Genomic DNA, 25,789 nt, shown 5'->3' with positions numbered 1-25,789 from the left:
GTGTCAGGCGATGTTCATGAACTGCATCGGGTTGACGTTCCACTTTTCGGGCGACTCGTGGCGCACGATCTTGTCGCCGCCGCCGAAACCAAGGGCCTTCGACAGGTCGACGGTCTGGGGCTTGATATAACCCTGGCTCTTGGTGCTGAAGAAGACATTCACCTTCGGCGTGAGCAGGCTGGTTTCGTGCGGCTCGATCACCACGCCCAGGCGTCCGGATTCCAGCAGCACCAGGGTGCCGACCGGATAGATGCCGACGCAGCGCATGAACTCCTGCGCCAGGGTCGGGTTGAAGTGGAACTTGCTCCACTCGTAGATCTTGCGCAGCGCTTCGGCGGCCGACATGCCCTTGTGGTAGCAGCGGTCCGAGGTGATGGCGTCGTACACGTCGACGATCGCCGCCATCTGCGCCAGTTCGCTGATGCTGCCTTCGCACTGCTTGTCCGGGTAGCCGCTGCCGTCGCGCCGCTCGTGGTGGTGCAGCGTGATGTCGAGCGGGATCTGGCCGATCTCCGGCGTCTTGAGCAGGATGTCGTAGCCGTCGCGCGGGTGGCGCTTGATGATGTCGAATTCTTCGTCGGTGAGGCGGCCGGCCTTGTTCAGGATGGCGTCCGGCACCAGGGCCTTGCCGGTGTCGTGCAGCAGCCCGCCCAGGCCGGCCTGGTAGATCGTGTCTTCATCCATGTTGCGCGAGCGGCAGAACGCCACCAGCAGCGCGCACACGCTGACCGAATGCAGGAAGGTGTAGTCGTCCTTGTTCTTGATGCGCAGCAGGCCAAGCAGGGCGCCCGAGTTGCGCAGGATCGATTCGGTAATGCTCTCGACGACCGGGCCGACCTTCTCCAGTTCGACCGCCTTGCCCAGCCGGGCATCGGCCATCACGGTGCGCACCAGGCCGACGGCCTGCTTGCGGACCTGGGCCGCGCGCGCCAGTTCCTCGCCCAGCGAGACGCGGGTGATGACCAGCGGCTTGGCGGCGATCGCCGTGACTTCGGCCTCGGTGGCGGCTTCGGCCTGGGCCAGGGTCGGCGCGTCGTCCACGTCCAGGCCCTTGCTGCAATCGATGACCACGCCGCGGATCTTGGCGGTGCGGATCTTGTAGATCTCTTCGTCGGTGGTGAGCTCGAAGCGGGCGCGCACGAATGGATGGTCCATCCAGCCGCAATCGAGGTCATGGATATACATTCCGATCTTCAGCTGCGCTGCATCCACCTTTTTTAACATGTCGCTACTCTGCTCTGTAATAATGTCGGCGCCCGTCGGCCATAGTGCAGTATAGCAAGGTTGTTACCAATACTCACAGATTGTTGCTTCTCAGATACACTCTAAAGCATGGAACTCCGCCAGCTCCGCTATTTCGTTGCCATCGTCGACCACGGTTCGCTGTCGCGCGCCGCCCTGGTCCTGCACGTGGCGCAGCCGGCCCTGACCCAGCAATTGCGGCAGCTGGAAGAGGAACTCGGCGCGCAACTGCTGCACCGCTCCGCCCACGGCATGCTCAGCACCGACGCCGGCAAGATCTTCTACGAGCATGCGCAGGCGATCCTGAAACAGGTGGCCGATGCCCGTTCGGCCGTGGTGCAGTCGACCACCCGGCCGTCCGGCAGCGTCTCGCTCGGCCTGCCCCACAGTATCTCGGGCGCGCTGGCCCTGCCCCTGCTCACCGCCACCCGCACGCGCTACCCGGAAATCACGCTGCAGCTGACCGAGGAGATCTCGGGCAGCCTCACCGAGCAGCTCAAATCCGGTCGCCTGAACCTGGCGGTGCTGTTCGACGACGTCTCGGCCGGCCACTTCAGCGCCACCCCGCTGGTCGAAGAAAACCTGATGTTCATCTGCCGCAGCGGATCAAGCTTCGCGCCCGCCGCCGCCAGCCTGCGCCTGCAGGAAGCGCTGGCCAGCACCCTGATCCTGCCGGCGCGCCAGCACGGCGTGCGTCCGCTGGTCGAACGGGTGGCCCAGGGCGCGGGCCTGGCGCTGGGCACCATCCTCGAGATCAATTCGCTGGCCATCCTGCGCTCGGCGCTGCTGGCCGACCTCGGCGCCACCCTGCTGCCGGTGGCGCCGCTGCTGGCCGATATCGAGCGTGGGGCCATGACGGCCTGGCCGGTGGTCGACCCGGCCGTGACGCGCCAGGTGACCCTGTGCGCCTCGCGTAACATCCCGCTCACCAACGCCGCCGCCGCGATCGGCAAGCTGGTGCGCGAAGTGACCGAAGACCTGTGCGCGCGCGGCGCCTGGCCGGGTGCACGCCTGGGCTGATAACGGTCATCATTTTTTCTTATACCCCCATCCGCATTCCCTATTGGTCCTGGCCGGCCCAAGTCCCTACACTCCACGCGGTTAAAAAGCGCCCCGCCTACCCGGCGGCCGGCGCAGCACCGACCCACACAATGGAGACCCGCATGCCAGATACCGTCACGCCCCAGGCCGTGGCGCCGGACGTTTCGTCCCGCCTCACCACCGTCACTTTAGAGGACAAATACACCGCCAGGACCGGCAACATCTTCCTGTCCGGTATCCAGGCCCTGGTGCGCCTGCCGATGATGCAGCGCGAGCGCGACGCCGCCGCAGGCCTCGACACCGCGGGCTTCGTGTCCGGCTACCGCGGTTCGCCGCTGGGTGGCCTGGACGAGACGCTGTGGAAGGCCAAGGGCCATCTGGAAGCGAGCAACATCCGCTTCGTCCCGGGCGTGAACGAAGACCTGGCCGCCACCGCCGTCTGGGGCACCCAGACCGTCGACCTGATCGGCCCGGCGAAACACGACGGCGTGTTCGCCATGTGGTACGGCAAGGGCCCGGGCGTGGACCGCTGCGGCGACGTCTTCAAGCACATGAACCATGCGGGGACAAGCAAGCATGGCGGCGTGCTGCTGGTGGCCGGCGACGACCACGGCGCCTATTCGTCGACGCTGCCGCACCAGTCGGACCATATCTTCTCAGCCTGCATGATCCCCGTGCTCTACCCCTGCAATGTGCAGGAATACCTGGACCTGGGCGTTCATGGCTGGGCCATGTCGCGCTTCTCGGGCTGCGCGGTGGCCTTCAAGGCACTGGCCGACACGGTCGAATCGAGCAGCTCCGTGGACGCCAACCCGTTCCGCGTCGAGGTGAAGCTCCCGCAGCACTTCGCGATGCCCGAAGGCGGCCTGAATACCAGGTTGTCCTCGGTCCCGCTGGGCCAGCAGGCGCGCGCCCAGGAAGCGCTGATGCAGGACTACAAGATCTACGCCGCGCTGGCCTACGCCCGCGAGAACAAGCTCAATCGCGTCACCATCGACAGCCCGGACGCGAAGCTGGGCATCATCGCCTCCGGCAAGTCCTACCTCGACGTGCTCGAAGCGCTGGAAGAACTGGGCATCGACGAGGCCATGGCCGCCAAGGTCGGCCTGCGCCTGTACAAGGTCGCCATGATCTGGCCGCTGGAACCGGACGGCGTGCGCGAATTCGCGCAGGGCCTGGAAGAGATCCTGGTGGTCGAAGAGAAGCGCCAGGTGGTCGAGTACCAATTGAAGGAGCAGCTGTACAACTGGCGCGACGACGTACGCCCCCACATCGTCGGCAAGTTCGACGACAAGGGCGAGTGGGTTGCGCCGCGCGGCGACTGGCTGCTGCCGCCGAAAGCCGACTTCTCGGTGGCGCAAGTGGCGCGCGTGATCGCCGGCCGCATCGCGCGCCTGGACCTGGAAGACGCCACCCGTGACCTGATCCGCGCGCGCCTGGCCTTCCTCGATGCGAAGGACGCCGTGCTGCAAAAGGCGATCACGACGCCGTTCCGCCCGGCCTTCTACTGCTCCGGCTGTCCGCACAATACCTCGACCAAGGTGCCGGACGGCTCCTTCGCGCTGGCCGGCATCGGCTGCCACGTGATGGCCACCTCGATCTACCCCGAGATGAACAAGCTCACCACCCACATGGGCGGCGAAGGCACGCCGTGGATCGGCCAGGCCGCGTTCTCGAAAGTGCCGCACGTGTTCCAGAACCTGGGCGACGGCACCTACTTCCACTCCGGCTACCTGGCGATCCGCGCGGCGGTGGCCGCCAAGGTCAACATCACCTACAAGATCCTGTACAACGACGCGGTCGCGATGACCGGCGGCCAGCCGGTCGACGGCCAGACCTCGGTGCCGATGATCGCCCAGCAGATGGCGGCCGAAGGCGTGAAACGCATCGCCCTTGTCACCGAAGACCTGTCGCGCTATGCCGACCGCTCGAACCTGCCGGCGATGGTGACCCTGCACGACCGCAAGCACATGGACGACATCCAGCGCGAGCTGCGCGAACTGCCGGGCGTGACCGTCATCATCTACGACCAGACCTGCGCCGCCGAGAAGCGCCGCCGCCGGAAAAAGGGCGAATTCGCCGACCCGAACCAGCGCATGGTGATCAACGAAGCCGTGTGCGAAGGCTGCGGCGACTGCGGCGTCCAGTCGAACTGCGTGTCGATCCTGCCGAAGGAAACCGACTTCGGCCGCAAGCGCCAGATCGACCAGTCCTCGTGCAACAAGGATTATTCCTGCGCCAAGGGCTTCTGCCCGAGCTTCGTCACCGTCGAAGGCGGCACGCTCAAGAAGAGCAAGGCCGGCGTGTCGAAACAAGGTGCTGACGATGGCTGGGGCGCCTTGCCTGAGCCGGCATTGCCGAGCATCGAGCACCCGTACAACATCCTGATCAACGGCATCGGCGGCACCGGCGTCATCACCGTCGGCGCGCTGATGGGCATGGCCGCCCACCTGGAAGGCAAGGGCGCGTCGGTGCTGGACATGACCGGCATGAGCCAGAAGAACGGTTCCGTCACCTCGCACGTGAAGATCGCCGCCAGCCCTTCCCGCCTGCGCGCCCAGCGCATCGCCACCGGCGAAGCGGACCTGATCCTCGGCTGCGACATCCTCACTACCGGCGCGGCCGACGCGGTCTCGAAAATGCGCCCGGGCAGGACGCTGGCCATCGTCAACCTGCACGAGCAGCCGACCGGCAGCTTCGCCCAGCAGGCCGACTGGGAATTCCCGGCCGCCGACGTGCGCGCGCTGATCCTGGAAGCCGTGGGCGGCGTCGACGGCGCCGATTTCGTCGACGCGACCCGCATCGCCACCGCGCTGATGGGCGACTCGATCGCCACCAACCTGTTCCTGATGGGCTACGCGTGGCAGAAGGGCCGCATTCCCTTGACGGAAGCCGCGCTGATGCGGGCGATCGAACTCAATGGCGTGGCCGTTGCCTCGAACAAGATGAGCTTCCTGTGGGGCCGCCGCGCCGCGGTGGACTTCAAGCGCGTCGAAAAGCAGGCCACGCCCACCCGGGCCGTGCTGGTGCAGATGCCGCAGAGCCTCGAGACCATCATCAAGAAGCGCACCGAGTTCCTCACCGCCTACCAGGACAGCGCCTACGCCGGCATCTATGCGGACCTGGTGGGACGCGTACGCGCCGCCGAAACGGCGCAAGGCCTGGGCAGCAAGCTGTCCACCGCCGTGGCCAAGTACTACTTCAAGCTGATGGCCTACAAGGACGAATACGAAGTGGCGCGCCTGTACACCGACGGCGCCTTCCTGGAACAGGTCAGGAGCCAGTTCGAAGGCGATTTCACGTTCAAGTTCAACCTGGCGCCGCCGCTGTTCGCGAAAAAGGACGACAAGGGCCGCATGGTCAAGGCGCAGTATGGTGCGTGGATGTTCGGCGCCTTCAAGCTGCTGGCGAAATTGAAAGGCCTGCGCGGCGGCGCCTTCGATGTCTTCGGCTACACCGAAGAGCGCAAGATGGAACGTGCGCTGGTCAAGGAATACCGTGACATGATCGAAGGCCTGCTGCCCGGCTTGGGCGCAAACACCCACGCCGACGCCATCGAACTGGCGTCGCTGCCGGAACAGATCCGCGGCTACGGCCACGTGAAGGAAAAGGCCGTCGCTGAATTCCGTGCCCGCAAGGCTGAGCTGCTCTCCGGCAACGTCAAACGCCGCGCTGCATGAACGAGCACTAGTGTAAAACAACGTCGTTCCGGCGAAGGCCGGAACCCAAGTACGTCGCGCGGTAATGAAGCTGTTCTGGCTTGCGGCGCGGAAATTGGGTACCGGCCTGCGCCGGTACGACGGGCGGGGGCCACGTGCCCGGCTTGACGTTAACGTTAACGTCATATACCGTACGCCGATACCCCTGTCCTCCCGAACTCCCAAGGACCCTACCTCATGAACGACATCACTTCCGCCGCCAAACTCGACCTCCCTGAGCAGCCGAAGCTGGCCAACAAGGTGCGCTTCGTCACCGCCGCTTCCCTGTTCGACGGCCATGACGCCTCGATCAACATCATGCGCCGCATCCTGCAGTCGAACGGCGCCGAAGTGATCCACCTCGGCCACAACCGCTCGGTCGACGAAGTCGTCACCGCGGCCCTGGCCGAAGACGTGCAGGGCATCGCCATCTCGAGCTACCAGGGTGGCCACGTCGAATACTTCAAGTACATGATCGACCTGCTGCGCCAGCGCGGCGGCGCCCACATCAAGGTGTTCGGCGGCGGCGGTGGCGTGATCGTCGCGAGCGAAATCGACGAACTGCACGCCTACGGCGTCACCCGCATCTTCAGCCCGGAAGACGGCCAGCGCATGGGCCTGGTAGGCATGATCCGCTCGATGCTCGAGATGTGCGACGTCGATTTGTCGGGCTATGCCCCAACGAGCATCGAGGCGCTGCAGCAAGGCGACGTCGCCGCGCGCCACCGCCCGCTGGCCCAGCTGATCACCGCACTCGAAAGCGGCAAGGTCGACCCAGGCCTGCGCGCGCAGATCGTGGAGGCGGCCGAGGGCGTCAAGACGCCGACCCTCGGCATCACCGGCACCGGCGGCGCCGGCAAGTCTTCGCTCACCGATGAACTGATCCGCCGTATCCGCCTCGACCAGGGCGACCGCATCAACATCGCCGTCATCTCGATCGACCCGTCGCGCCGCAAGTCGGGCGGCGCCCTGCTGGGCGATCGCATCCGCATGAATGCGATCAACCCGTGGAACGGCCAGGCGCGTGTCTTCATGCGCTCGCTCGCCACGCGCGAAGCGGGCTCGGAAATCTCGCAGGCGCTGCCTGACGTCATCGCCGCCTGCAAGGTCGCGGGTTTTGATTTGGTCATTGTCGAGACCTCGGGCATCGGCCAGGGCGACGCCGCCATCGTGCCGCACGTCGACACCTCGATGTACGTGATGACGCCGGAATTCGGCGCCGCCTCGCAGCTGGAAAAAATCGACATGCTCGATTTCGCCGACTTCATCGCGATCAATAAATTCGACCGCAAGGGCGCCCAGGACGCACTGCGCGACGTCGCCAAGCAGTACCAGCGCAACCGCGAACAGTGGAGCAAGTCGCCCGACGAGATGCCGGTCTACGGCACCCAGGCTTCGCGCTTCAACGACGACGGCGTGACCGCCCTCTACCTCGGCCTGCTGCCGAAGCTGGCCGAACTCGGGCTGCAGGTGGAAGCCAGCCGCCTGGCTGCGGGCACCCAGAAGTACTCGAGCGGCAAGAACGTGATCGTGCCACCCGCCCGCGCACGCTACCTCGCCGAAATCGCCGACACCGTGCGCGGCTACCATCGCAACGTCGGCAAGCAGGTGTCGCTCGCGCGCGAGCGCCAGCACCTGAGCGAGACCAAGCGCATGCTGGCCAGCGCCAACCGCGAAGTGGTGTTGGATGACCTGATCCAGGAGCGCGACAACGCCATGGAAGGCGGCGCCAAGAAACTGCTGGCGATGTGGCCCGACATGCAGGCGGCCTATGCGGGCGAAGACTATGTCGTGAAAATCCGCGACAAGGAAATCCGCACCCGCCTGGTGTCGAAGACCCTGTCCGGCAACCCGATCCGCAAGGTGGCGCTGCCGCGTTTCGAAGACCATGGCGAGATCCTGCGCTTCCTGATGCTGGAAAACGTGCCCGGCTCCTTCCCCTACACGGCCGGCGTATTCGCTTTTAAACGCGAAGGCGAAGACCCGACCCGCATGTTCGCCGGCGAAGGCGACGCCTTCCGCACCAACCGCCGCTTCAAGCTGGTGTCCACCGGCATGGACGCCAAGCGCCTCTCCACCGCCTTCGACTCGGTCACCCTGTACGGCGCCGACCCGGCCATCCGTCCCGACATCTACGGCAAGGTCGGCAACTCGGGCGTGTCGATCGCCACGCTGGACGACATGAAGGTGCTGTATGACGGCTTCGATTTGTGCAGCCCGTCGACCTCGGTGTCGATGACGATCAACGGCCCGGCCCCGACCATCCTGGCGATGTTCATGAATACCGCCATCGACCAGCAGATCGACAAGTTCGTGGCGGACAACGGCCGCCAGCCGACCGACGACGAAGCGCAAAAAATCAAGGACTGGGTCCTGATGAACGTGCGCGGCACCGTGCAGGCCGACATCCTGAAGGAAGACCAGGGCCAGAACACCTGCATCTTCAGCACCGAGTTCTCGCTCAAGGTCATGGGCGACATCCAGGAATATTTCGTGCACCACCAGGTGCGCAACTTCTACTCGGTGTCGATCTCGGGCTACCACATCGCCGAAGCGGGCGCGAACCCGATCTCGCAGCTGGCCTTCACGCTGTCGAACGGCTTCACCTTCGTCGAAGCCTACCTGGCCCGCGGCATGCACATCGACGATTTCGCGCCAAATTTGTCGTTCTTCTTCTCCAACGGCATGGACCCGGAATACACGGTGCTGGGCCGCGTGGCGCGCCGCATTTGGGCGGTGGCCATGCGCGACAAGTACGGCGCCAACGAGCGTTCGCAAAAGCTCAAGTACCACATCCAGACCTCGGGCCGCTCGCTGCACGCGCAGGAAATCGACTTCAACGACATCCGCACCACCTTGCAGGCGCTGATCGCGATCTACGACAACTGCAACTCGCTGCACACCAACGCCTACGACGAGGCGATCACCACGCCGACCGACGAATCGGTGCGCCGTGCACTGGCGATCCAGCTGATCATCAACCGCGAATGGGGCCTGGCCAAGAACGAGAACCCGAACCAGGGTTCGTTCATCATCGACGAATTGACCGACCTGGTCGAAGAGCAGGTGATGCAGGAATTCGAGCGCATCGCCGAGCGCGGTGGCGTGCTGGGCGCCATGGAAACCGGCTACCAGCGCGGCAAGATCCAGGAAGAGTCGATGCTGTACGAGCACCAGAAGCACGACGGCACCCTGCCGATCATCGGCGTGAACACCTTCCGTAACCCGAACAACACCGGCGCCCCGGCGACCATCGAGCTGGCCCGTTCCACCGACGACGAAAAGCAGTCGCAGCTGACGCGCCTGGACGAGTTCCACAGCCGCCACGCCGGCCAGGCCCCCGCCGCCCTGGCCGCGCTGCAGCAGGCCGCGATCGACAACGAGAACGTGTTCGCCCGCCTGATGGACGCGGTGCGGGTCTGCTCGCTGGGCCAGATCACGACCGCGCTGTTCGAGGTGGGGGGGCAGTACCGCCGTAATATGTAGCGCTTGCGTGACGGAGCGCGTTTCAATCGATAGCGTTCCGTCATCGCCTTCAGGTGCGGTATACCGCCTGTCGGCAAAATTTACATGGTTCGATGCATCTCCGATTTACCCGACACTAAGTGCTTGTACGCAAACGCAAATAATTAGTGGTACGGAGCTTGCTTAGTTCTTTCGGACACTCAACCAGAGGAGAACTAAATGAACTCGGCATTAGTCTTGAGAGCGTTGGCGGCATGCGTCCTTGGTTCCTTCATGTTTGTTGTCCACGCCGCACCCGTTCTTGTTTTTGATAATGGAAGCATTGTCGACACCAGCGATACTAATGAAGCTGAGTCCGACACCCTTCAGGCCGCGCTGATAGACACTGGCAATCCGGTCACGACTTTCACCGCAACCGACGCGGCCGGCATCACCGCCGCGCTGGCCGGCCAGACCGTACTGGTCATTCCCGAACAGGAAAACGGTTCCCTCATCGACGCACTGGATGAAAGCGCCCGCAACGTGCTGCGCAATTTTGTTGCCGGCGGCGGTGGCCTGATCATCGCGGCGGATTTCCGGGACACGCTCAACACGCTGTTTGGCTTCAGCCTGGTCTTCGACCTCGCCGACACCTCGACCTTGCGCCCAGCAGCCATCGGTACGACGTTTGCAGGCGGTCCCGCGACCTTGCCCCCCTCGCCAACGACGGGAGGTTTCCAGCTGTCCTCGCTACCACCCGGTGCGCGATCCATCTACGATGACCTGCTGGTGTCCACCGTTACCCTGTTCAACTTCGGTTCCGGTCAGATCGTTCAACTTGGATGGGACTTCTTCGACGCCGCACCTCTGGGAACCCAAAATGAGGGGTGGCTGGAAGTGCTCGACCGCGCGGTAGCCCAGGTCGACGGCGACCCGACCAATCCGCCCGATCCCCCAAACGGTGTGCCGGAACCCGGGTCGGTCAGCTTGATCGCCGCCGCGCTTGGCGCATTTGCCGTAGCGCGTCGCCGTCGATACTAATCGATACACGTGGTAGCCAGGCAACCGCGCCGGGGTGCAATGCATGGCCCCGTCAATATCAGCACCCGGGCGGAGGCACCATCCATCCCGTGGCAATGCGATATACAATCCGGATGTCCACATCGCCCCCAGCAGGCGCATCGCGCCGCAATATAAACAATTGTCTATTACGCCACAACAATTGTCAGACTTGATGCTCGAAGTTGAGAGATCGGATCCCATCGATTTCGCGGATTTGCCGTTTCCCGAGGAAGCATTGCGCGGCCTTGTGGCGACCCACTTGTGCGAGATGGCGGCCAGCATGGAGAATTTCAGCGATGAAGACCGGCTGCTGACCTTGCTGGCAGTGTCGGCCAAGTTGGTCCTGGAAAATCTTGTGCTGCATGTGCAATTGCTACGGCAGCACGGGATCCCCCTCAGCGATGATGTGGAATCGCTGCTTGGGAGACTGCGGGGTTCCAATGGATGACCCGCTATTTTCGCAACATCCGACTAGATGGCGGAGGAAATAAGCCGTTCCTTAGGGTATTATTGAAAATACATGCCTGGAAATGCTGTGTTGTTGCGTTTCCGCAAACCTTATAAGGAACACATATGCGTCGTTCTACCAAACACGTGCTTCGCGCTTCCGTCGTGTTGTCAACCATGCTGGCGCTGGCTGGAGTAACCGGCTGTAGCAAGGAACAGTCGAGTGCGTCACTACTGGCTGACGCAAAGCAATATCAGCAAAAGGGCGACCACAAGGCTGCCCTGATCCAGTTAAAAAATGCCGCGACGTCCAATCCGGAGGATGGCGATATCCGCGTCGAATTGGCACGCAGCTATCTCGACAGCGGCGATCCGGTCTCGGCGGAAAAGGAAATCCGCAAGGCAGCGAGTCTCAAGGTCGATCAGGGGCGGACCTCGCCTCTTCTGGCCAGGTCATTGCTCATGCAGGGGCAAGCCCAGCAAGCGCTCGACGCAACGAAGGATGCTCCTCCCGGCCCGGAATTGCTGACCGCTCGCGGCGACGCATTTGCAGCTACCGGCGCTGAAGCCAAGGCTGTCGAAGCCTATGAAGCTGCCCTTGCTGCGAAGCCCGACGCCCCTGGCCCGCTTCTCGGCATGGCGCGGCTTGCCATGGCTCGCAAGGACGCCGCCGGAGCCGATGCGCACTTGGAAAAGGCGCTGGCGGCCAATCCAAAGGATCCCGGCGTCTGGATGTTCAAAGGCACGTTATTGCGCATGACTGGCCGCACCGACGCAGCCTTGGCGGCCTACGATCAAGTTATCAAACTTAAGCCTGACCATATGAATGCGCTGGTCGAACGCGCACAATTCCATATCGACGCGCAAAAATACGATCTCGCTCAGGCAGATCTCTCCGCTGCGCGCAAGGTCGCGCCGAATGCCGTGATCGTCCGCTACACCGACGCACTGCTTAGTTTCAAGCAAAATAAGTTCACCGCTGCCCGTGACTCCTTGCAACAAGTTACCAAGGTAGCGCCGAACTATATGCCGGCCGTCTTGCTGTCTGGCGCGGTCGACCTGAACCTCGGGTCGTATCAACAAGCCGAGCAACAGTTACAGCGGTTTGTTAACGCGTTCCCCAATCATGCCTACGCACGCAAATTGCTGGCGCAGGCACAATTGCAAAGTGCTCGTCCTGCCGAGGCAACCGCGACGCTAGCTCCTTTGCTCAAGGATGGCGAGAACGATGGCCAGTTGCTGGCGCTGGCAGGCATGTCGGCGGCACAGTCGCAAGACTTCAGCAAGGCGACGAGTTACTTCGAGCGTGCCAGCGCAATCGATCCAAAGTCGGCGGCCCTGCGTACCTCGCTTGGCTTGTCCAGAATCAGTGGTGGAAATGCCGAGGCAGGCATCGGGGAGCTGAGCAAAGCGGTCGAACTCAATCCTGCGTCCGTCGAAACCGTATTGGCGCTCATGCGTGCCGAGCTCAGCCAACGCCAGTTCGACAAGGCGCTGGCAGTGGCGGCCAGAGCGGAAAAGCAGCACGCTGGGAATTTTGCTTTCCAAAACCTCAAGGGCGCGGCCTACGCCTCCAAGGGCGACATGGCCAATGCGCGCGCCAGCTTCGAGAAAGCAGCGACGCTGAAGCCCGACGACTTTGCGCCAGTTGTCAATCTGGCAAAGATGGATTATGCAGAAAAAGGCCCTGCGGCAGCAAAACAGCGTCTCGAAGCCTTCGTCGCAAAGAACAAGAAGCACATGACAGCCATGTTCGCGCTGGCAGAACTTGCCGGCGGCCAGGGACAGAAAGAGCAGGCCACAGCATGGCTCGAAAAAGCGGCCGCTGAAAATCCATCGGCGACGGAACCGGTGGTGCGTCTTGGCGCACATTACCTTGCCACCGGGAAAGCGGATAAGGCGCTCACCCTGGCGCGCAAGGCTCGCAGTACTGCGCCACAAAATCCCCAGTTGGCTGACCTGCTCGGCCAGTCGCAAATCGCCAACAAGGACTTTACCGGGGCCTTGGAGACCTACTCCGCACTGGCGGCGGCGGCGCCGAAATCGGCGCCGGTCCACATGCGCCTTGCACGCGTGCATGTCTTGCTGAAAGATCCTGCTGCTGCTGCCGCCGACCTGAAACGCGCCGTCGAGTTACAGCCGGACTATCTGCCAGCCCGCCTGGCTCAGGTCGAACTGGCAGTAGGTACTGGCAAAATGGACCAGGCGCTGGCAATGGCGCGCGAAATGCAGTCGATTAACCCCAAGTCCCCGATTGGATTCGCCGTCGAGGGGGATATCCACACGCAATTAAAGCGTTTTGATCAGGCTCTTGTTTCCTATAAGAAATCTGCCCTTCTCGGCAAGACACCGGCCACGGCCATTAAAGTCGCGCAGACTTTACGGCTCAGCGGCAAGGACAAGGAGGCGGAAAACTATCTCGTCGAATGGTCAAAGGCGAACCCGAACGACGCGCTGACCCGGACTTATCTGGCTGAGATGCTCTTGGCGAGGAAGCAGTACAAGGAGGCGGCGCAGCTGTTCGAAGGCTTGCTGGCGCATGAACCAGACAATGTCGTGCTCCTCAACAACCTTGCATGGACTTATCAGCAGGCCAAAGATCCGCGTGCAATGGCGACTGCCGAGCGCGCGGCAAAGCTGGCGCCGGACAACCCGGCTGTACTTGACACCCTCGGGTGGATTTTGGCGGAACAGGGAAACACGGCGCGTGCGCTGCCGTTATTGAAGAAGTCCCTGGCGGCGGCGCCGGACGCACCTGGTACGCGGTATCACTTCGCTGCCACGTTGCACAAATCCGGCGACAAGGCGAGCGCGCGCAAAGAACTTGAGAAATTGCTGGCAGACAATAAACCGTTTGCCGAGGCGGAACAGGCCAAAGCTCTCCTTAAGCTGCTTTGATAAAAAAAAGATAGCGGCTAGCCTGTGCACCTGCGGGCAGGTCCCTTACACGCGTCCAACTTGAAGAGGTTTACCGTGAATACCATGACTGAAAGCGAGCATGTTGCCGACGATGCTACGGACGAGCTCGAATCGAACGCGGCCCAAAGCAAGAATCAGGATAGTATTCGATTCTCAGAGGAAGAGGACATCATCTTGAACCAGGATTCCTACGGGATTCGCTTGCTGGATACGCCAGAAGGGCGTAACTCGGCAAGCATGTTGATTAACAAAATGTATGCCTGGCGTGGCTACGCTGGCAGCCATGCGTTTACCAACGATCCCAACCGGATTACCCTGACCGCTTCCGACAAAGGTGACGTGGTAGGCACAGTCACGATCGGCATCGATTCCACGGTGGGCCTGGCGGGGGACATGATCTTCAAGGATGAGCTCGACCGCCTGCGCGCGGACGGAGCCAAGCTGTGTGAATTTACCAAGCTGGCCTTCGACACGGCCGTTCGTTCAAAGACTGCACTGGCCAACTTGTTTCACCTGGCTGTGTTATATGCACGCGACCTGCACGATTGCACCGATATCATCATCGAGATCAATCCGCGTCATCGCCGTTTCTACGAGTACATGCTGGGGTTCAAACGCGAAAGTGAACTGAAGACGAACCCACGGGTCAATGCCCCGGCCTACCTGCTGCGCGTGAACATGGACTACGTCACCGAACAGATCCAGAAATACGGCGGCACCTGGGCATCCGAACCGACGGAGCGGTCGTTCTACCCCTTCTTTTTCTCGCCACGGGAAGAAGAAGGTATCCGCGCACGCCTGCTCAACATCGACGGACGACAGTCCAACGGTTCCCACTGACGGAGGGGGGCTTCCCCCTCGCCTTACCTCGCAATTCCCTATGACAACCCCGTTTGGCTATGACAAGGCGTTTGCCCGCAATATTGGCTGGGTAAGCCCTGAAGAACAACAAATTCTGCGCGGCAAGCGTGTTGCCATCGCTGGCGGCGGCGGCGTTGGAGGAGTCCATCTGCTCACCCTGGCACGCCTCGGCGTCTCCAACTTCCACATCGCCGATTTCGACCGTTTCGACATCGCCAACTTCAACCGCCAGGTCGGCGCCAACATGGATACCATCGGCGAGCCGAAGGTCGAGGTGATGGCCGACATGGCGCGCCGGATCAATCCGGAAATCGACATCAAGGTTTTCCCTGAAGGGATCGAGAGCGGCAACCTGGACAGCTTCCTCGAAGGCGTCGACCTGTATATCGACGGTCTTGACTTCTTCGCCTTCGAGATCCGGCGCCAGACCTTTGCCCGCTGCGCTGCGCTGGGAATTCCGGCGACCACAGTGGCGCCCTTGGGAATGGGTGCGGCCCTGCTGAATTTCATCCCGGGCCAGATGACCTTCGAAGAATACTTCCAATGGGGCGAGCTGCCCGACGTCGACAAGGCGGTGCGTTTCGTGGTTGGGCTCGCGCCTGCCGGCCTGCATCGTCCCTATCTGGTGGTGCCGTCGGCGGTCAGTTTCAACGAGCGGCGCGGCCCGTCGACGATCATGGCCTGCCAGATCTGCGCCGGCATCGCGGGCACCGAGGCACTCAAGATCCTCCTGAAACGCGGCCAGGTCCGCGCAGCGCCCTACGGCATGCAGTTCGACGCCTACCGCAACAAGCTGGCGCTGACCTGGCGTCCGGGTGGCAACCGCAATCCGCTGCACCGTTTGATGATCGCAGTGGGCAAACGTCAACTGGCCGGAAAGGTGGTGCCGCAATGAGCAACAAGGTTCTCGACTGGATCATGGGCCAGGCGCGCTGGGCGCCAAGCGGTGACAACACCCAGCCCTGGCGTTTCGAGATCCTTGGCCCCGCCCATGTGGCCGTGCATGGCTTCGACACCCGCGAGCATTGCGTATACGACCTCGACGGCCATCCCAGCCAGGTGTCGCATGGCGCGCTGCTCGAGACGATGGCAATCGCAGCCAGCGCCCATGGCCTGCGCGCCGATATCACGCGCCGCGGCGCGAGTCCGGACGACCAGCCTGTGTACGACGTACAGTTCGTGGCGGACCCCGGGATACAGCGCAGTCCCTTGGTGGACGTGATCGAGACCCGCAGCGTGCATCGCCGCAAGCTGGAAACACGTCGCCTCACCACCCAGGAAAAGCAGGAGCTGGAGGCCGCCGTCGGGGCCGGGTACACCATCGCCTGGTTCGAAACCTTCGGCAGCCGTCTACAGGCAGCGCGCCTGATGTTCGACAATGCCAAGGTCCGTCTGACCATGCCGGAAGCCTATCGTACCCACTACGACATCATCGAGTGGGACGCCAGCGAGAGCGCTGACCGTGTTCCCGACCAGGCGCTCGGCGTCAATAGCGGTACCTTGCACATGATGAAGTGGGCGATGGTGAGCTGGGATCGTCTGTCGACGATGAATACCTTGATGGGCACCTGGGGGCCGCGCCTCGAAATGGATATGGTGCCAGGGATTGCGTGCGCAGCCCACTTCGTTATCAAGGCTCACCAGGAGCCGGTCGGGATCGACGACTACGTGGCGGCCGGACGCGCGGTGCAGCGCTTCTGGCTGACCGCCACCCGCCTCGGCCTGTGCATGCAGCCCGAAATGACACCGCTGATCTTTGCCCGCTACCTTCGCAACAAGCTTGCGTTTACCCGCGTGGCGAAGGTGGAGGCGGCAGCGCGGCGTCTGCTGCCGCAATTGCGTGAACTGATCGGCGACGACGTCCCCAACGCTGTGTTCATCGGCCGTATCGGCGCCGGCAACCCCTACCCTGCACGTTCCAGGCGCAAGGAACTGTCCAGCCTGTTGAAGTAGCCAGGACGCCGCGCGACGTGCGCCCTGCCAGGGCGCGGCGCGCACCCGATTCCTGGTTTACTGCGACTGCCCTGGCGCAATCCATCTTGTTCACAGAGTCCACCATGCCCGATCCCGCACGCCAGGCGCCACAGATGCGCCGGAAAATCCTTTTCGTTGCCGAGGCCGTAACGCTGGCCCACGTGGGCCGCGTGATCGCCCTGGCGGGCGCGCTCGACCCCCAGCGCTACGACGTCCACGTCGCATGTGCCGAGGGGTACGATTTCTGCTTCACAGGCACCAGCTTTACCCGCTGGACGATCCGCAGCATGTCGAGCCAGCAGTTCCTACAGGCCTTGGCTCAAGGCAAACCAGTCTACGACCAGGCCACGCTCGAGCACTATGTCGAGGATGACCTTGCGCTGCTGGAGAAAGTGGCGCCCGACCTGGTGGTGGGGGATTTCCGGCTGTCGCTATCGGTAAGCGCGCGGGTGGCCAAACTGCCTTATGTGTCCCTGATTAACGCTTATTGGAGCCCCTATGCGGCGCCCCGCTATCGGGTGCCCGACCTCCCGCTGACACGCTTCCTTCCCATTGCCCTGGCCGACCCGCTGTTTCGCGCGGCGCGGCCGCTTGCCTTCGCCCTTCATGCCCGGCCATTGAACCACGTACGCCGCAAATATGGCCTGCCGGCGCTTGGCAGCGACCTGCGCCGCATCTATACCGACGCCGACTACACCGCCTACGCTGACATCCCGGACATGTTTCCGGCCCATGCCATGCCTGTCGAACATTCTTACATTGGCGCAGTCACCTGGTCTCCCCCAATCGCCTTTCCCGAATGGTGGAACGAGTTGCCTGACGACAGGCCCATTGTGTACGTAACGCTCGGCAGCTCCGGCCAAGGCCGTTTACTGCCACTTGTCCTGGAGGCGCTTGGCGAGCTGCCGGTGACGGTGGTGGCCGCAACGGCCGGAAATGTCGAATTGGCGAGTATTCCGCACAATGCCCGCGTTGCACGCTTTCTTCCTGGCGAAGTGGCGGCACGCCGCGCCGCACTCGTCATCTGCAATGGCGGCAGCCCGACCTGCCACCAGGCGCTCGTGGCAGGTGTACCCGTGTTGGGCATCGCCGGCAATCTGGACCAGTTCCTGAACATGGACGGTGTACTCCGGACCGGCGCCGGCGCCTTGCTGCGCGCCGATCGTCTCAAGGTTTCGGACATCCAGTCTGCGTCCAGCAGGCTACTCGGTGCTCCAGCGGCGGCTGCCGCGAAGTCGACTGCACATGCGCTTGCCGCCTATTGCCCGCGTACCCGCTTCGGGGCCTTGCTTGCAAGCATTTTGAACTGAAATCCAGTGTCGAATTTCTTTACAACCTGTCTCGACACCTCGCTGCTGCCCATCACGATGACATCGCAAGTCGCTGATTTAAAAGAATTGTTTTTAACTGGCACGGGGCTTGCTTATAAGGGTGCATAGCCCGCTCAGGGCAAATAAAGTAGTACAGAATACGTGTCTTAGCAGAAGCCATCAAATAACTCAGGAGTCACACATGATCTCGATCCGCAAACTCGCACCAATCGCCCTGGCAATCGGCATGTCCTTCGCCGGTGTTGCCCACGCCGACCCAATCGTCAACTTCAACCTGAAAGACGGCAACAATAACCTGCTGACCACCGGCGGCACCGGCCTGGACTGGGCATCGTCGGGTTCGGGCGTAGCCAAAGCGGTCGGCGGCTTTAACCCTAATGTGGCCCTGCAGCAAGGCTATGAGTTCGATTTCCTGTACCAGGCCGCACTGAAAGGTTCTGTCGGTGGCTTGCAGAACATGAACGGCCTCGATGCGGAGGCGAATGGCGTCGGCGATGCAGGCAAGGGATATGAGTTCACGATCGTGTCGAAAATGCGTGAAGTCGTGCTCTCTTCTAGCGTGAGCACCGGTGGTCCAGGTCCAAATACTTCGACCGCCGTGTTTGGCCTGGCTGGCACCCCAGCCCAAAACCGCGTTGCCATTTACTACGACACCGCGATGAATGCGAATACGGCACTGGGTACCGGTTTCGATGACGGCCAGCTGATCGCACTGTTCACGATCGACGCAGGCGACGACGCATTCCCAACCTTCTCGTCGTTCACTTCGATGGCGCCGAACGCAGGTAACGGCTCGGCACGTATCCGCGCTTCGCTTTCACAGCCTGGCGATTTCGTGGACTCGAACTTCCTGGAAGGAATTACGAGCCTGATCTTCGGTATCAATTTCCAATCGAACCTGAACTACCCAGCAGGCGATTCGGCCACGGCCGGTTTCCACCTGAGCAGCGAGCCAAATAGCGCGGGCCTGTTCCCAGGATACGCTGTGAACCTGGCCGGTGGCGATTTGCTGCTGCAAGTCGACGGCAACAGCCAGTTCACCAGCCGCGTTCCAGAACCAGCAAGCATCATGCTGATCGGTGCAGGCCTGATGGGCGCACTGGGTGCAACCCGCCGCCGTTCCAACAAGGCCAAGCAGGCATAAGCTTCGCTCGACAAGCATTAATTGGAAAACCCCGCGAAATTCGCGGGGTTTTTTTTTGAACCTTATCACCATCGGATGGGTGAGTCGGTCCCCACGCTCCCCCAGGGCCATCGCGCGGCGACGGGGCGCTACCTGTGTGACCGCTGCAGCGACCGCGCCCAACCGTGGCACTCAGGAAGGCTTGGACAGTAAGGCTTTGTGCAACAAATGGCGCGCCAGCATCAGCGGTGGCATGCGCAGCCAGTTCCCTCGGAGATACAAAACCAGGCGCGCGACAGCCCCGAACGAAGCATCGCAGCCTGGCCCAAGCGGTCGCAGGACGCGCACGAACAACCAGTCCATGAGCGCCAGCTGGACAGCGCCAGGGCCGGCGGCTGCAAGCGGGCCGGGCATCGGGCTTGGAACGGGCGTGCCCAACAGCCGGGCCGTGTAGCGCAATGCGTAGAAAAGCGATCGGCCGACGTCCATCTGGTGCGCACGGAGCGACAGCGCGTCCCAGAATCCGGGCTCGGCGCCAAAATGCACCAGCAGGCGGTGCAAATCAAAAAGACCGCGCATGCCGTGATCGAATTCGCCTTCATGGAACAGGTGAACCGCGCTATGCAGGACCATGTCTGCCGGCGCCAGCACCCGCAAGGCCGGATGTCCGGCCACGGGCTGGGCAGCCTGCCATAGTTTTGCCGGGTCGGGTTTGGCGGACGCGGTACGCGGCAGGATCGTGTGGTGCACGTCCAGCACCGACTGGCGCCGGGCATGCTGCATCGGCGGCAATTCGTGCATCCATTCCCGGTAGTAGCGCTGGTCATAGGGGTCCGGCAGGTTCGATACCCAGCCGTCCAGCATGAGTGCCGCCTCGACCCGGCCGAGCTGCTCGAATGGCACCAGGATATCGATATCCGAAAACAGGCGGCCCGGCGCCGGCGGCAGGCCAGCCAGGGCGTAGGCTGCCCCCTTCAGCAACACCAGGGGCAGCCCCAGCGTCGCCAGCACGGGCTCGAGCTGGCGCACCTCCCATTCGACTGCCTGGCGGTGGCGCGAGGCGCGGACCTTCAGCCACTCAAATTGTTCGCGTACGGGTGCCGGCAGCCCAGCCGCCAGCCCCTGTTCCTGGGCAAGGAACATCAGGCTTGCGCCCATATCGCAGCGCTCCGCCTGGCGCAGCAACAGCTCCCATTGGGCCAGGCCCAAGCCTGCCATCGAGGCTGGCGCGCGCAGGACCGCAAGCAGGACCGGCAGGTCACGACTCATGCCCAGTCCGCCAGGCGCTCGAACAGCGCAAGGGCATCGTCGAGCCGCCCGTAGCTTACATCGTAGGCTGGCGCCGTGTCGGCGAGCGTCCCCAAGGCGCTAAAACCCGCCCGCCCCAACATGCCATAATTAAAGCAGTTCTCGGCGACACGCGTGAATGCACGTGCACGCGCAACCGGCTCCATGCGCAAGTCGGCATTGGCGACATAGCGCGGGAAGACGATGCATCCGGGCCGTGCGGTGTCCAGGGCACGCAGCACGCTGTCGCGAGGTACCTTCAAATGGGCAATGGTTCCTTTCGCAGTGTCAGCCACCTCCGGCGTGAGCACCGCGCCTGGTGCGAAACCGCGGATTACCTTGATTGACGCGTTTTTCAGGCTGACCGGGCGCGGGACCGGTTGTATGGCGCCATCCGCCAGGCGCACCAGGGTCAGTTCATCCGACAACAGGCGCCAGCCCGAACAGACGAGGGCGGCGCATAGCGTGCTCTTGCCAGATCCGGACGGCGCCGGAAGGATCGCGACGCGTCCGCCTTTTTCGACCGCCGCCGCATGGATGATGAGGTAAGTATGCGCACGGCTGGAGATACACCAGTTGGACGCCCATTCGAACATGGGAAAGGCCTGGGGTAGCGGAAGCGGCAGGAACGGTGCGGCACCGTCGATGTCAAACTCGACTTGGGGTCGCAACCAGCGCCGCAGGCCACGTGGGCGCCGAAGGTGGATATAAAAATCGGCATACGCAGCCGCGACCTCGACAGGATAATCGGCGTACAGCAGCCCAAGCGCGTCTGCGACAGACGGAATCGTGGAATGTACCCGGACCGAGAACACACCGGTCGCGAGGCAAAGCGAGCCGTCGCTGAGTGCGGCGCGCAAGACTGGCGCCGGCAGATCGGATAGCCGGGGCATCAGCGACGTTCGACCAGCGACAGGGCGGACAGTTCGGCCAGCATCACGCCAAGCGCTTCACGGTCTCCGGGTCCTGCCTGCAAGGCGGCCGCCAGCGTCTCTTCGCTGGCAGGGGCGACGCGCAGCTGCAGCAGCACCTGCATCGCATCGGCGCCAAACAGGTGGGTATCGCCCGAGAGGTCGTTATAGACTACGTATTCATCGTCCCAGCCACGGCAGGCAAGCGTCTGGCCGTCGATCAGCTTCCACATCTGCGCAACTGAATGAAGGCTACCGATACGGACCTGGGCATCAGGTTTCAGTGCGCTGGAGGTATTCCGCCACATCCTTGGCATACCAGCGCGTGCCCGCGACCGGCGTGTAGTACCCGTAGGTATAGAGATCATGCCAGATGGACTTGAGACGTTCGACCGTCAGGAAACTGATTTTCTGGCTCTTGACGTTCAGGTAGGCGGCAACCAGATGGGCGCCCAGGTTATGCCTGTCCAACGAAGCGTCATTGCAGGTGAGTACCTGCATCATCGTTCCGGTCTGGTACAGGCTGGTCCAACCGAAAGGAAATACCGATGCGAAGGTAGTGGCCTGGCGCCTGCCAGCAGTGGCCGCATAACAGCCGCTCGGCCAGTATGTCGCCCAATTTTTCCAGTATCCAGGCGACCTACCCGCGCACATGACATTCTTGGCGCCAGGCCTGCTGACGTTTCCCGACATGGCGCCGGAGGGGGCTCGGCACTCGGTAGCCATCCCGGGAGCACTTGCAAGCGTCAGGATCACTCCCGACGCTGCGGCGCCGGCACTGGCAAACCGCCGGCGACCCGGATTACGTGGCGCGCCACCGCTGCCGGCCGCAGAATCTTGGTCCTGGATATCCACGTTTCACAACCCCAAAAAAATGTCACCGAATCAGGCAAATCCCTTGTGCGAAACTAGCTCGCATTGCTGCTCATTCTATAAGCAACGATCATTCCATGCAACACTGAAGACGTGCCCGTCAAGGAAATCAAGGTCTTGCGACGATCGTTGACACAATGATGGATCCGGCAGCACATCCCTGTAAAAATTTCCGACAAGCTGCTTAGAAGAAGCTCTCAGGAATCACCAGCACATCTCCGGGGCGCATCGCCAGATTGGCAGACAAGTCAGCAGATTTCAACAGGTCGTCGAGGCGGACCACCAGCTTCTGCTGTTTCCCGTCTACAGTACGGATGAGCTGAGCGCGATTGCCGGATGCGAATTCACTCACCCCACCGACCGCGATCAGCACATCCATCAAGGACATCCCTTTTCGATACGCCAGCGCCTGCGGCCTGACCGCCTGGCCGATTACGCGGATCTGCTCCGTATACATTCCGGAAAAGCCGGTGACGATCACGGTGACCACAGGCTGCTGGATATACTTGGCAAGGGCTCCTTCGATATCGCGTGCCAGCTGGGTCGAGGTCTTGCCGGCGGCCGGCAGGTCTTCCACCAGTGGCGTTGTAATCTTGCCGTCAGGACGCACCGGCACCGACATCGATACTTCCGGGTTGCGCCACACGGTGATTGTGACATTGTCGCCAGGCCCGATCAGGTAATCGGTCGCTTCCACCGCCGCCATATCTGCTGCGGTAGTGCCGCCGGTGCTGGCGCAGCCGGACAGGGCAAGCGCTGCCAGCGCTGCGAAAAACAGGGACAGCGACTTTTTCGTACCAAAAATATTCATGCGTTCCTCGTGCAGGTTCAAGCGTCATAAGGCAAACGAGCTTGTTGCAAATTTCGCCACCTTTTCTGAAGGGTATTCTAACTCATCCAGTTACGCATACAAGCCGCGACATGTAAATCCTCGTCTCAAGGCGACTTCTGTTGCATTAAGGCGTGAATGTGCTGGGCGGGCACCGCATAACTGATGCCGCTCGGGTTTGTAATCGCATTTTCCCTGCCTCCTTTCACCATTCCCATGTTGATGATGCCCATGACGACGCCGGTCTCGGGATCATACAAGGGACTGCCGCTGTTGCCGGGGTAAGCTGTGGCATCGAGCTGGAACAGCTTGAATCCAGCGCCGCGCAATTGGCTGATGACGCGTGGATTCAATCCCTGCGCGCTGCGAACCGGCATGACGGCCGGCGTGATCGCAGACAACATCGCCCGATGGGTAACCGGATGGAGTCCGAGCACCACACCCAGCGGGAAACCGGTAAAGGCCAGTGCCTGCCCCTCGGCGGCCTGGCCCGCATCCCCCACGCTCAGCGGCACGAGCGGCGCGCCGCTGAGGCGCAGCCGCGCCAGGTCGTGTTCGCGGTCGCGCACTTCCAGCACCGCCGGGCGGAAGCTGACTCCTTCCGCAGTGGCGACCAGGACCCCGAGGGCTTCCTTGCGCTCGGTGTCGATGACGTCCGGGACGACATGCGAGTTGGTGATGACGGTCAGGCCGTCGCCCGCGACGAATCCGGTTCCGCCGAAACTCAGGGCGGGACTACGGGTAGGCATATAGGTGCCCACGGCGACCACCGAACGCTTGACCCTTGCAACGGTCTCGACCAGAGTTGCTGCGCCAGCCTGTTGCACCGGCCCGATCATGCTCATCAGGATCACCGCACAAACGCCGCGCCGTGTTAGCCTTCCATGCAGTGCATCAATTAAATTAAGCAACACAATCTCACTTCAAAGGCATTGCAATTAGGCAATACGTGCACAATAGAAAAATAACAAATAGCAAACATGTTGTATGATTGCCTATGCTTCGTAAAAATGTACAACAAATTCACAATCATCCAGTTTCTGTGCTTCAACGAAGTGTTGGAATCATGCTGAAATGGTGACTCAGGTATCAGGTTTTTCCATTATGCAATTGCAATTACTCCAAGCGCAAGCGATCATTGAACTCCGTTATCCCGACTGGCAACGCGCCCGTCAATAGCATGCAGACCTTCCGAGATCAACAATATGGCTGAAATCACCGCCGTCATCCTGACATTCCTTAAGGCAATTGGTAAATATCGCTGGCATGCAATCATTGTGTCCTGGATTGTGGCCATCGCTGGCTGGGCTGTCGTATTTTCTTTGCCCAACGACTATCAGGCCAGTGCGCGCGTCTATGTCGATACCCAAAGCATCCTGAAGCCCCTCCTGTCCAACATGACTTCGATGCCGAACATCGAACAACAGGTCATGTTCATGCGCCGCACCCTCATCAGCCGGCCCAACGTCGAGCGCGTGATCCGCATGGTCGACCTGGACATCAAGGCCAAGAACCAGAAAGAACACGAAAAACTGGTCGACAACCTGATCGCCAACATCAAGTTCGGCGGTACCGAGCGGGACGACATCTATACCATTGTCTACAACGACCCGGATCCGAAGCTGGCGAAGGACATCGTGCAGTCACTGCTGACCATCTTCGTGGAGGGCAGCTTCGGCGGCAAGAAGCAGGATTCCGACAAGGCCATCCAGTTCATCGAAGACCAGATCAAGAGTTACGAAGACAAGCTCATCACTGCCGAAAACACGCTGAAGGACTTCAAGCTCCAGCACCTCGGCCGGCTTGGCGGCGGCCAAGGCGATTCGAGTACCAGGCTAGGCGAAATGATGGAAGCCCTGAACCAGGCGCGCCTGGAACTGGCCGAAGCCGAGGAAGCCCGCAATGCGATCAAGCGCCAGATGACGGGCGACGAACCGGCCGCCCTCGCGGGTGAAGCGGCCGATCCTGCCGGTACGAACCCTGAGCTGGAAAGCCGCATTGCAGCGATCAACAAGAGTGTCGACCAGCTGCGCCTGCAGTACACCGACGCCCACCCCGACATTGTTTCCAGCAAGCGGCTGCTGGCGGAGCTGGAAAAACAGAAGAAAGAGGAAATCAGCAAGCGCAGAAAGAGCTCCGATCCGGGCGCCAGCTATAGCCCGATGCTGCAGCAGATGAACGTGCAACTTTCGGTGGCCGAAGCACGCGTCGCCTCACTCAGGGCACGCGTCGACACCCTTGCGGGCCGAATCGGCAACTTGCGTGCCCAGTTGACCAGCGCGCCAGAAGTCGAGGCCCAACTGGCCCAGCTCAACCGCGACTACGAAATCAACCGCGCCAACTACCAGAAACTGGTGGAGCGCCGCGAGTCGGCCAAATTATCGGGCGACATTTCCTCTGCTACCGATATGCTGACCTTCCGCGTGATCGATCCGCCGACCGCACCTTCGACCCCAGCCGGCCCGAATCGCCTGCGTCTGGCGAGCCTTGTGTTCGCCGGTGCGCTCGCGGCAGGCCTGGCGGTCGCCCTCTTGCTGAGCCAGGTGCGGCCGACCTTCCTTTCGCAGTCCGCCCTGCGTGAGGTAACCGGGTTACCGATCCTTGGCACGGTCAGCATGAACTGGACGCAAGCGCAGAAGGTCAAGCAGAAGCGGCGCCTGTGGGCGCTGGGAATGTCGGTGATTATGTTGCTCGGCGCATACAGCTGCGTCATCGGCGTCACGGTAGTCAAGGGCATGGCCTAACAG

Annotated in this window: 19 protein-coding genes; 12 read left to right on the top strand and 7 right to left on the bottom strand. The window is 62.1% G+C overall.

Annotated features, from left to right (window positions below; all coding sequences use genetic code 11):
- Positions 1-3 precede the first annotated feature (3 nt).
- On the bottom strand, positions 4-1,224 hold the full coding sequence (locus tag BM031_RS01350) for an HD-GYP domain-containing protein (RefSeq protein WP_091870073.1): 1,221 nt from the start codon (positions 1,222-1,224) through the stop codon (positions 4-6).
- A gap of 108 nt (positions 1,225-1,332) precedes the next feature.
- Here BM031_RS01350 and BM031_RS01345 point away from each other — a divergent pair, with 108 nt between their 5' ends.
- The 11 genes from BM031_RS01345 (at position 1,333) to BM031_RS01295 (ending at position 19,163) form a co-directional block, all read left to right on the top strand.
- A complete protein-coding gene (locus BM031_RS01345; RefSeq protein ID WP_091870070.1) occupies positions 1,333-2,262 on the top strand; it encodes a LysR substrate-binding domain-containing protein in 930 nt (309 codons plus the stop codon).
- Positions 2,263-2,405: 143 nt separating this feature from the next.
- Positions 2,406-5,963: an indolepyruvate ferredoxin oxidoreductase family protein gene (locus BM031_RS01340; protein WP_091870067.1), complete on the top strand. Its 3,558-nt coding sequence runs from the start codon at positions 2,406-2,408 to the stop codon at positions 5,961-5,963.
- A gap of 216 nt (positions 5,964-6,179) precedes the next feature.
- Entirely contained in the window at positions 6,180-9,467 is a 3,288-nt protein-coding gene (gene icmF / locus BM031_RS01335) for a fused isobutyryl-CoA mutase/GTPase IcmF (protein WP_091870064.1), read from the top strand.
- A gap of 198 nt (positions 9,468-9,665) precedes the next feature.
- Positions 9,666-10,466 (top strand): PEP-CTERM sorting domain-containing protein, encoded by an 801-nt coding sequence (locus BM031_RS01330; protein WP_091870061.1) that lies wholly within the window; start codon positions 9,666-9,668, stop codon positions 10,464-10,466.
- A gap of 160 nt (positions 10,467-10,626) precedes the next feature.
- Complete coding sequence (locus BM031_RS01325; protein WP_091870058.1) at positions 10,627-10,935, top strand: hypothetical protein; 309 nt, start codon at positions 10,627-10,629, stop codon at positions 10,933-10,935.
- Between the two features lie 125 nt (positions 10,936-11,060).
- Positions 11,061-13,832, top strand: a complete 2,772-nt coding sequence (gene prsT, locus BM031_RS01320; protein WP_091870054.1) for an XrtA/PEP-CTERM system TPR-repeat protein PrsT — start codon at positions 11,061-11,063, stop codon at positions 13,830-13,832.
- An 84-nt stretch (positions 13,833-13,916) separates the two neighbouring features.
- Positions 13,917-14,693, top strand: coding sequence for an N-acyl amino acid synthase FeeM domain-containing protein (locus tag BM031_RS01315; RefSeq protein WP_229408389.1), 777 nt, complete (start codon positions 13,917-13,919; stop codon positions 14,691-14,693).
- A gap of 40 nt (positions 14,694-14,733) precedes the next feature.
- Positions 14,734-15,609, top strand: coding sequence for a ThiF family adenylyltransferase (locus BM031_RS01310; protein WP_091870051.1), 876 nt, complete (start codon positions 14,734-14,736; stop codon positions 15,607-15,609).
- On the top strand, positions 15,606-16,667 hold the full coding sequence (locus BM031_RS01305) for a nitroreductase family protein (RefSeq protein ID WP_091870048.1): 1,062 nt from the start codon (positions 15,606-15,608) through the stop codon (positions 16,665-16,667). The genes BM031_RS01310 and BM031_RS01305 overlap by 4 nt, the downstream gene beginning before the upstream one ends.
- A gap of 104 nt (positions 16,668-16,771) precedes the next feature.
- Entirely contained in the window at positions 16,772-17,998 is a 1,227-nt protein-coding gene (locus BM031_RS01300; RefSeq protein WP_229408361.1) for a glycosyltransferase, read from the top strand.
- A 202-nt stretch (positions 17,999-18,200) separates the two neighbouring features.
- Positions 18,201-19,163: a PEP-CTERM sorting domain-containing protein gene (locus BM031_RS01295; protein ID WP_091870045.1), complete on the top strand. Its 963-nt coding sequence runs from the start codon at positions 18,201-18,203 to the stop codon at positions 19,161-19,163.
- Between the two features lie 171 nt (positions 19,164-19,334).
- Here the strand turns inward: BM031_RS01295 and BM031_RS01290 are convergent, their stop codons facing one another.
- The 6 genes from BM031_RS01290 to BM031_RS01270 all read right to left on the bottom strand — a co-directional run bounded on the left by BM031_RS01290 (position 19,335) and on the right by BM031_RS01270 (position 23,887).
- Positions 19,335-20,411, bottom strand: coding sequence for a nucleotidyltransferase domain-containing protein (locus tag BM031_RS01290; RefSeq protein WP_091870043.1), 1,077 nt, complete (start codon positions 20,409-20,411; stop codon positions 19,335-19,337).
- Complete coding sequence (locus BM031_RS01285; RefSeq protein ID WP_229408360.1) at positions 20,408-21,289, bottom strand: HprK-related kinase A; 882 nt, start codon at positions 21,287-21,289, stop codon at positions 20,408-20,410. The genes BM031_RS01290 and BM031_RS01285 overlap by 4 nt, the downstream gene beginning before the upstream one ends.
- Positions 21,290-21,321: 32 nt before the next feature.
- Positions 21,322-21,573 carry an HPr-rel-A system PqqD family peptide chaperone gene (locus tag BM031_RS01280; RefSeq protein ID WP_177207615.1) on the bottom strand — a complete coding sequence of 84 codons (252 nt, stop codon included), beginning with the start codon at positions 21,571-21,573 and terminating at the stop codon, positions 21,322-21,324.
- 40 nt (positions 21,574-21,613) lie between these two features.
- Entirely contained in the window at positions 21,614-22,195 is a 582-nt protein-coding gene (locus BM031_RS25395) for a hypothetical protein (RefSeq protein WP_177207614.1), read from the bottom strand.
- 202 nt (positions 22,196-22,397) lie between these two features.
- A complete protein-coding gene (locus tag BM031_RS01275) occupies positions 22,398-23,024 on the bottom strand; it encodes an XrtA/PEP-CTERM system exopolysaccharide export protein (protein WP_091870377.1) in 627 nt (208 codons plus the stop codon).
- 125 nt (positions 23,025-23,149) lie between these two features.
- On the bottom strand, positions 23,150-23,887 hold the full coding sequence (locus tag BM031_RS01270) for a S1 family peptidase (RefSeq protein ID WP_091870375.1): 738 nt from the start codon (positions 23,885-23,887) through the stop codon (positions 23,150-23,152).
- Between the two features lie 360 nt (positions 23,888-24,247).
- On the opposite strand from BM031_RS01270, the gene BM031_RS01265 reads away from it, so the two are divergent.
- Positions 24,248-25,786, top strand: a complete 1,539-nt coding sequence (locus BM031_RS01265; protein WP_091870034.1) for an XrtA system polysaccharide chain length determinant — start codon at positions 24,248-24,250, stop codon at positions 25,784-25,786.
- The last annotated feature ends 3 nt before the right edge of the window (positions 25,787-25,789 follow it).

This window comes from Massilia yuzhufengensis (assembly GCF_900112225.1).
In the GTDB taxonomy this organism is placed as follows: domain Bacteria; phylum Pseudomonadota; class Gammaproteobacteria; order Burkholderiales; family Burkholderiaceae_D; genus Telluria; species Telluria yuzhufengensis.
The sequence above is the reverse complement of the archived record's forward strand: the minus strand, read 5'-3'. Positions and strand labels throughout refer to the sequence as shown.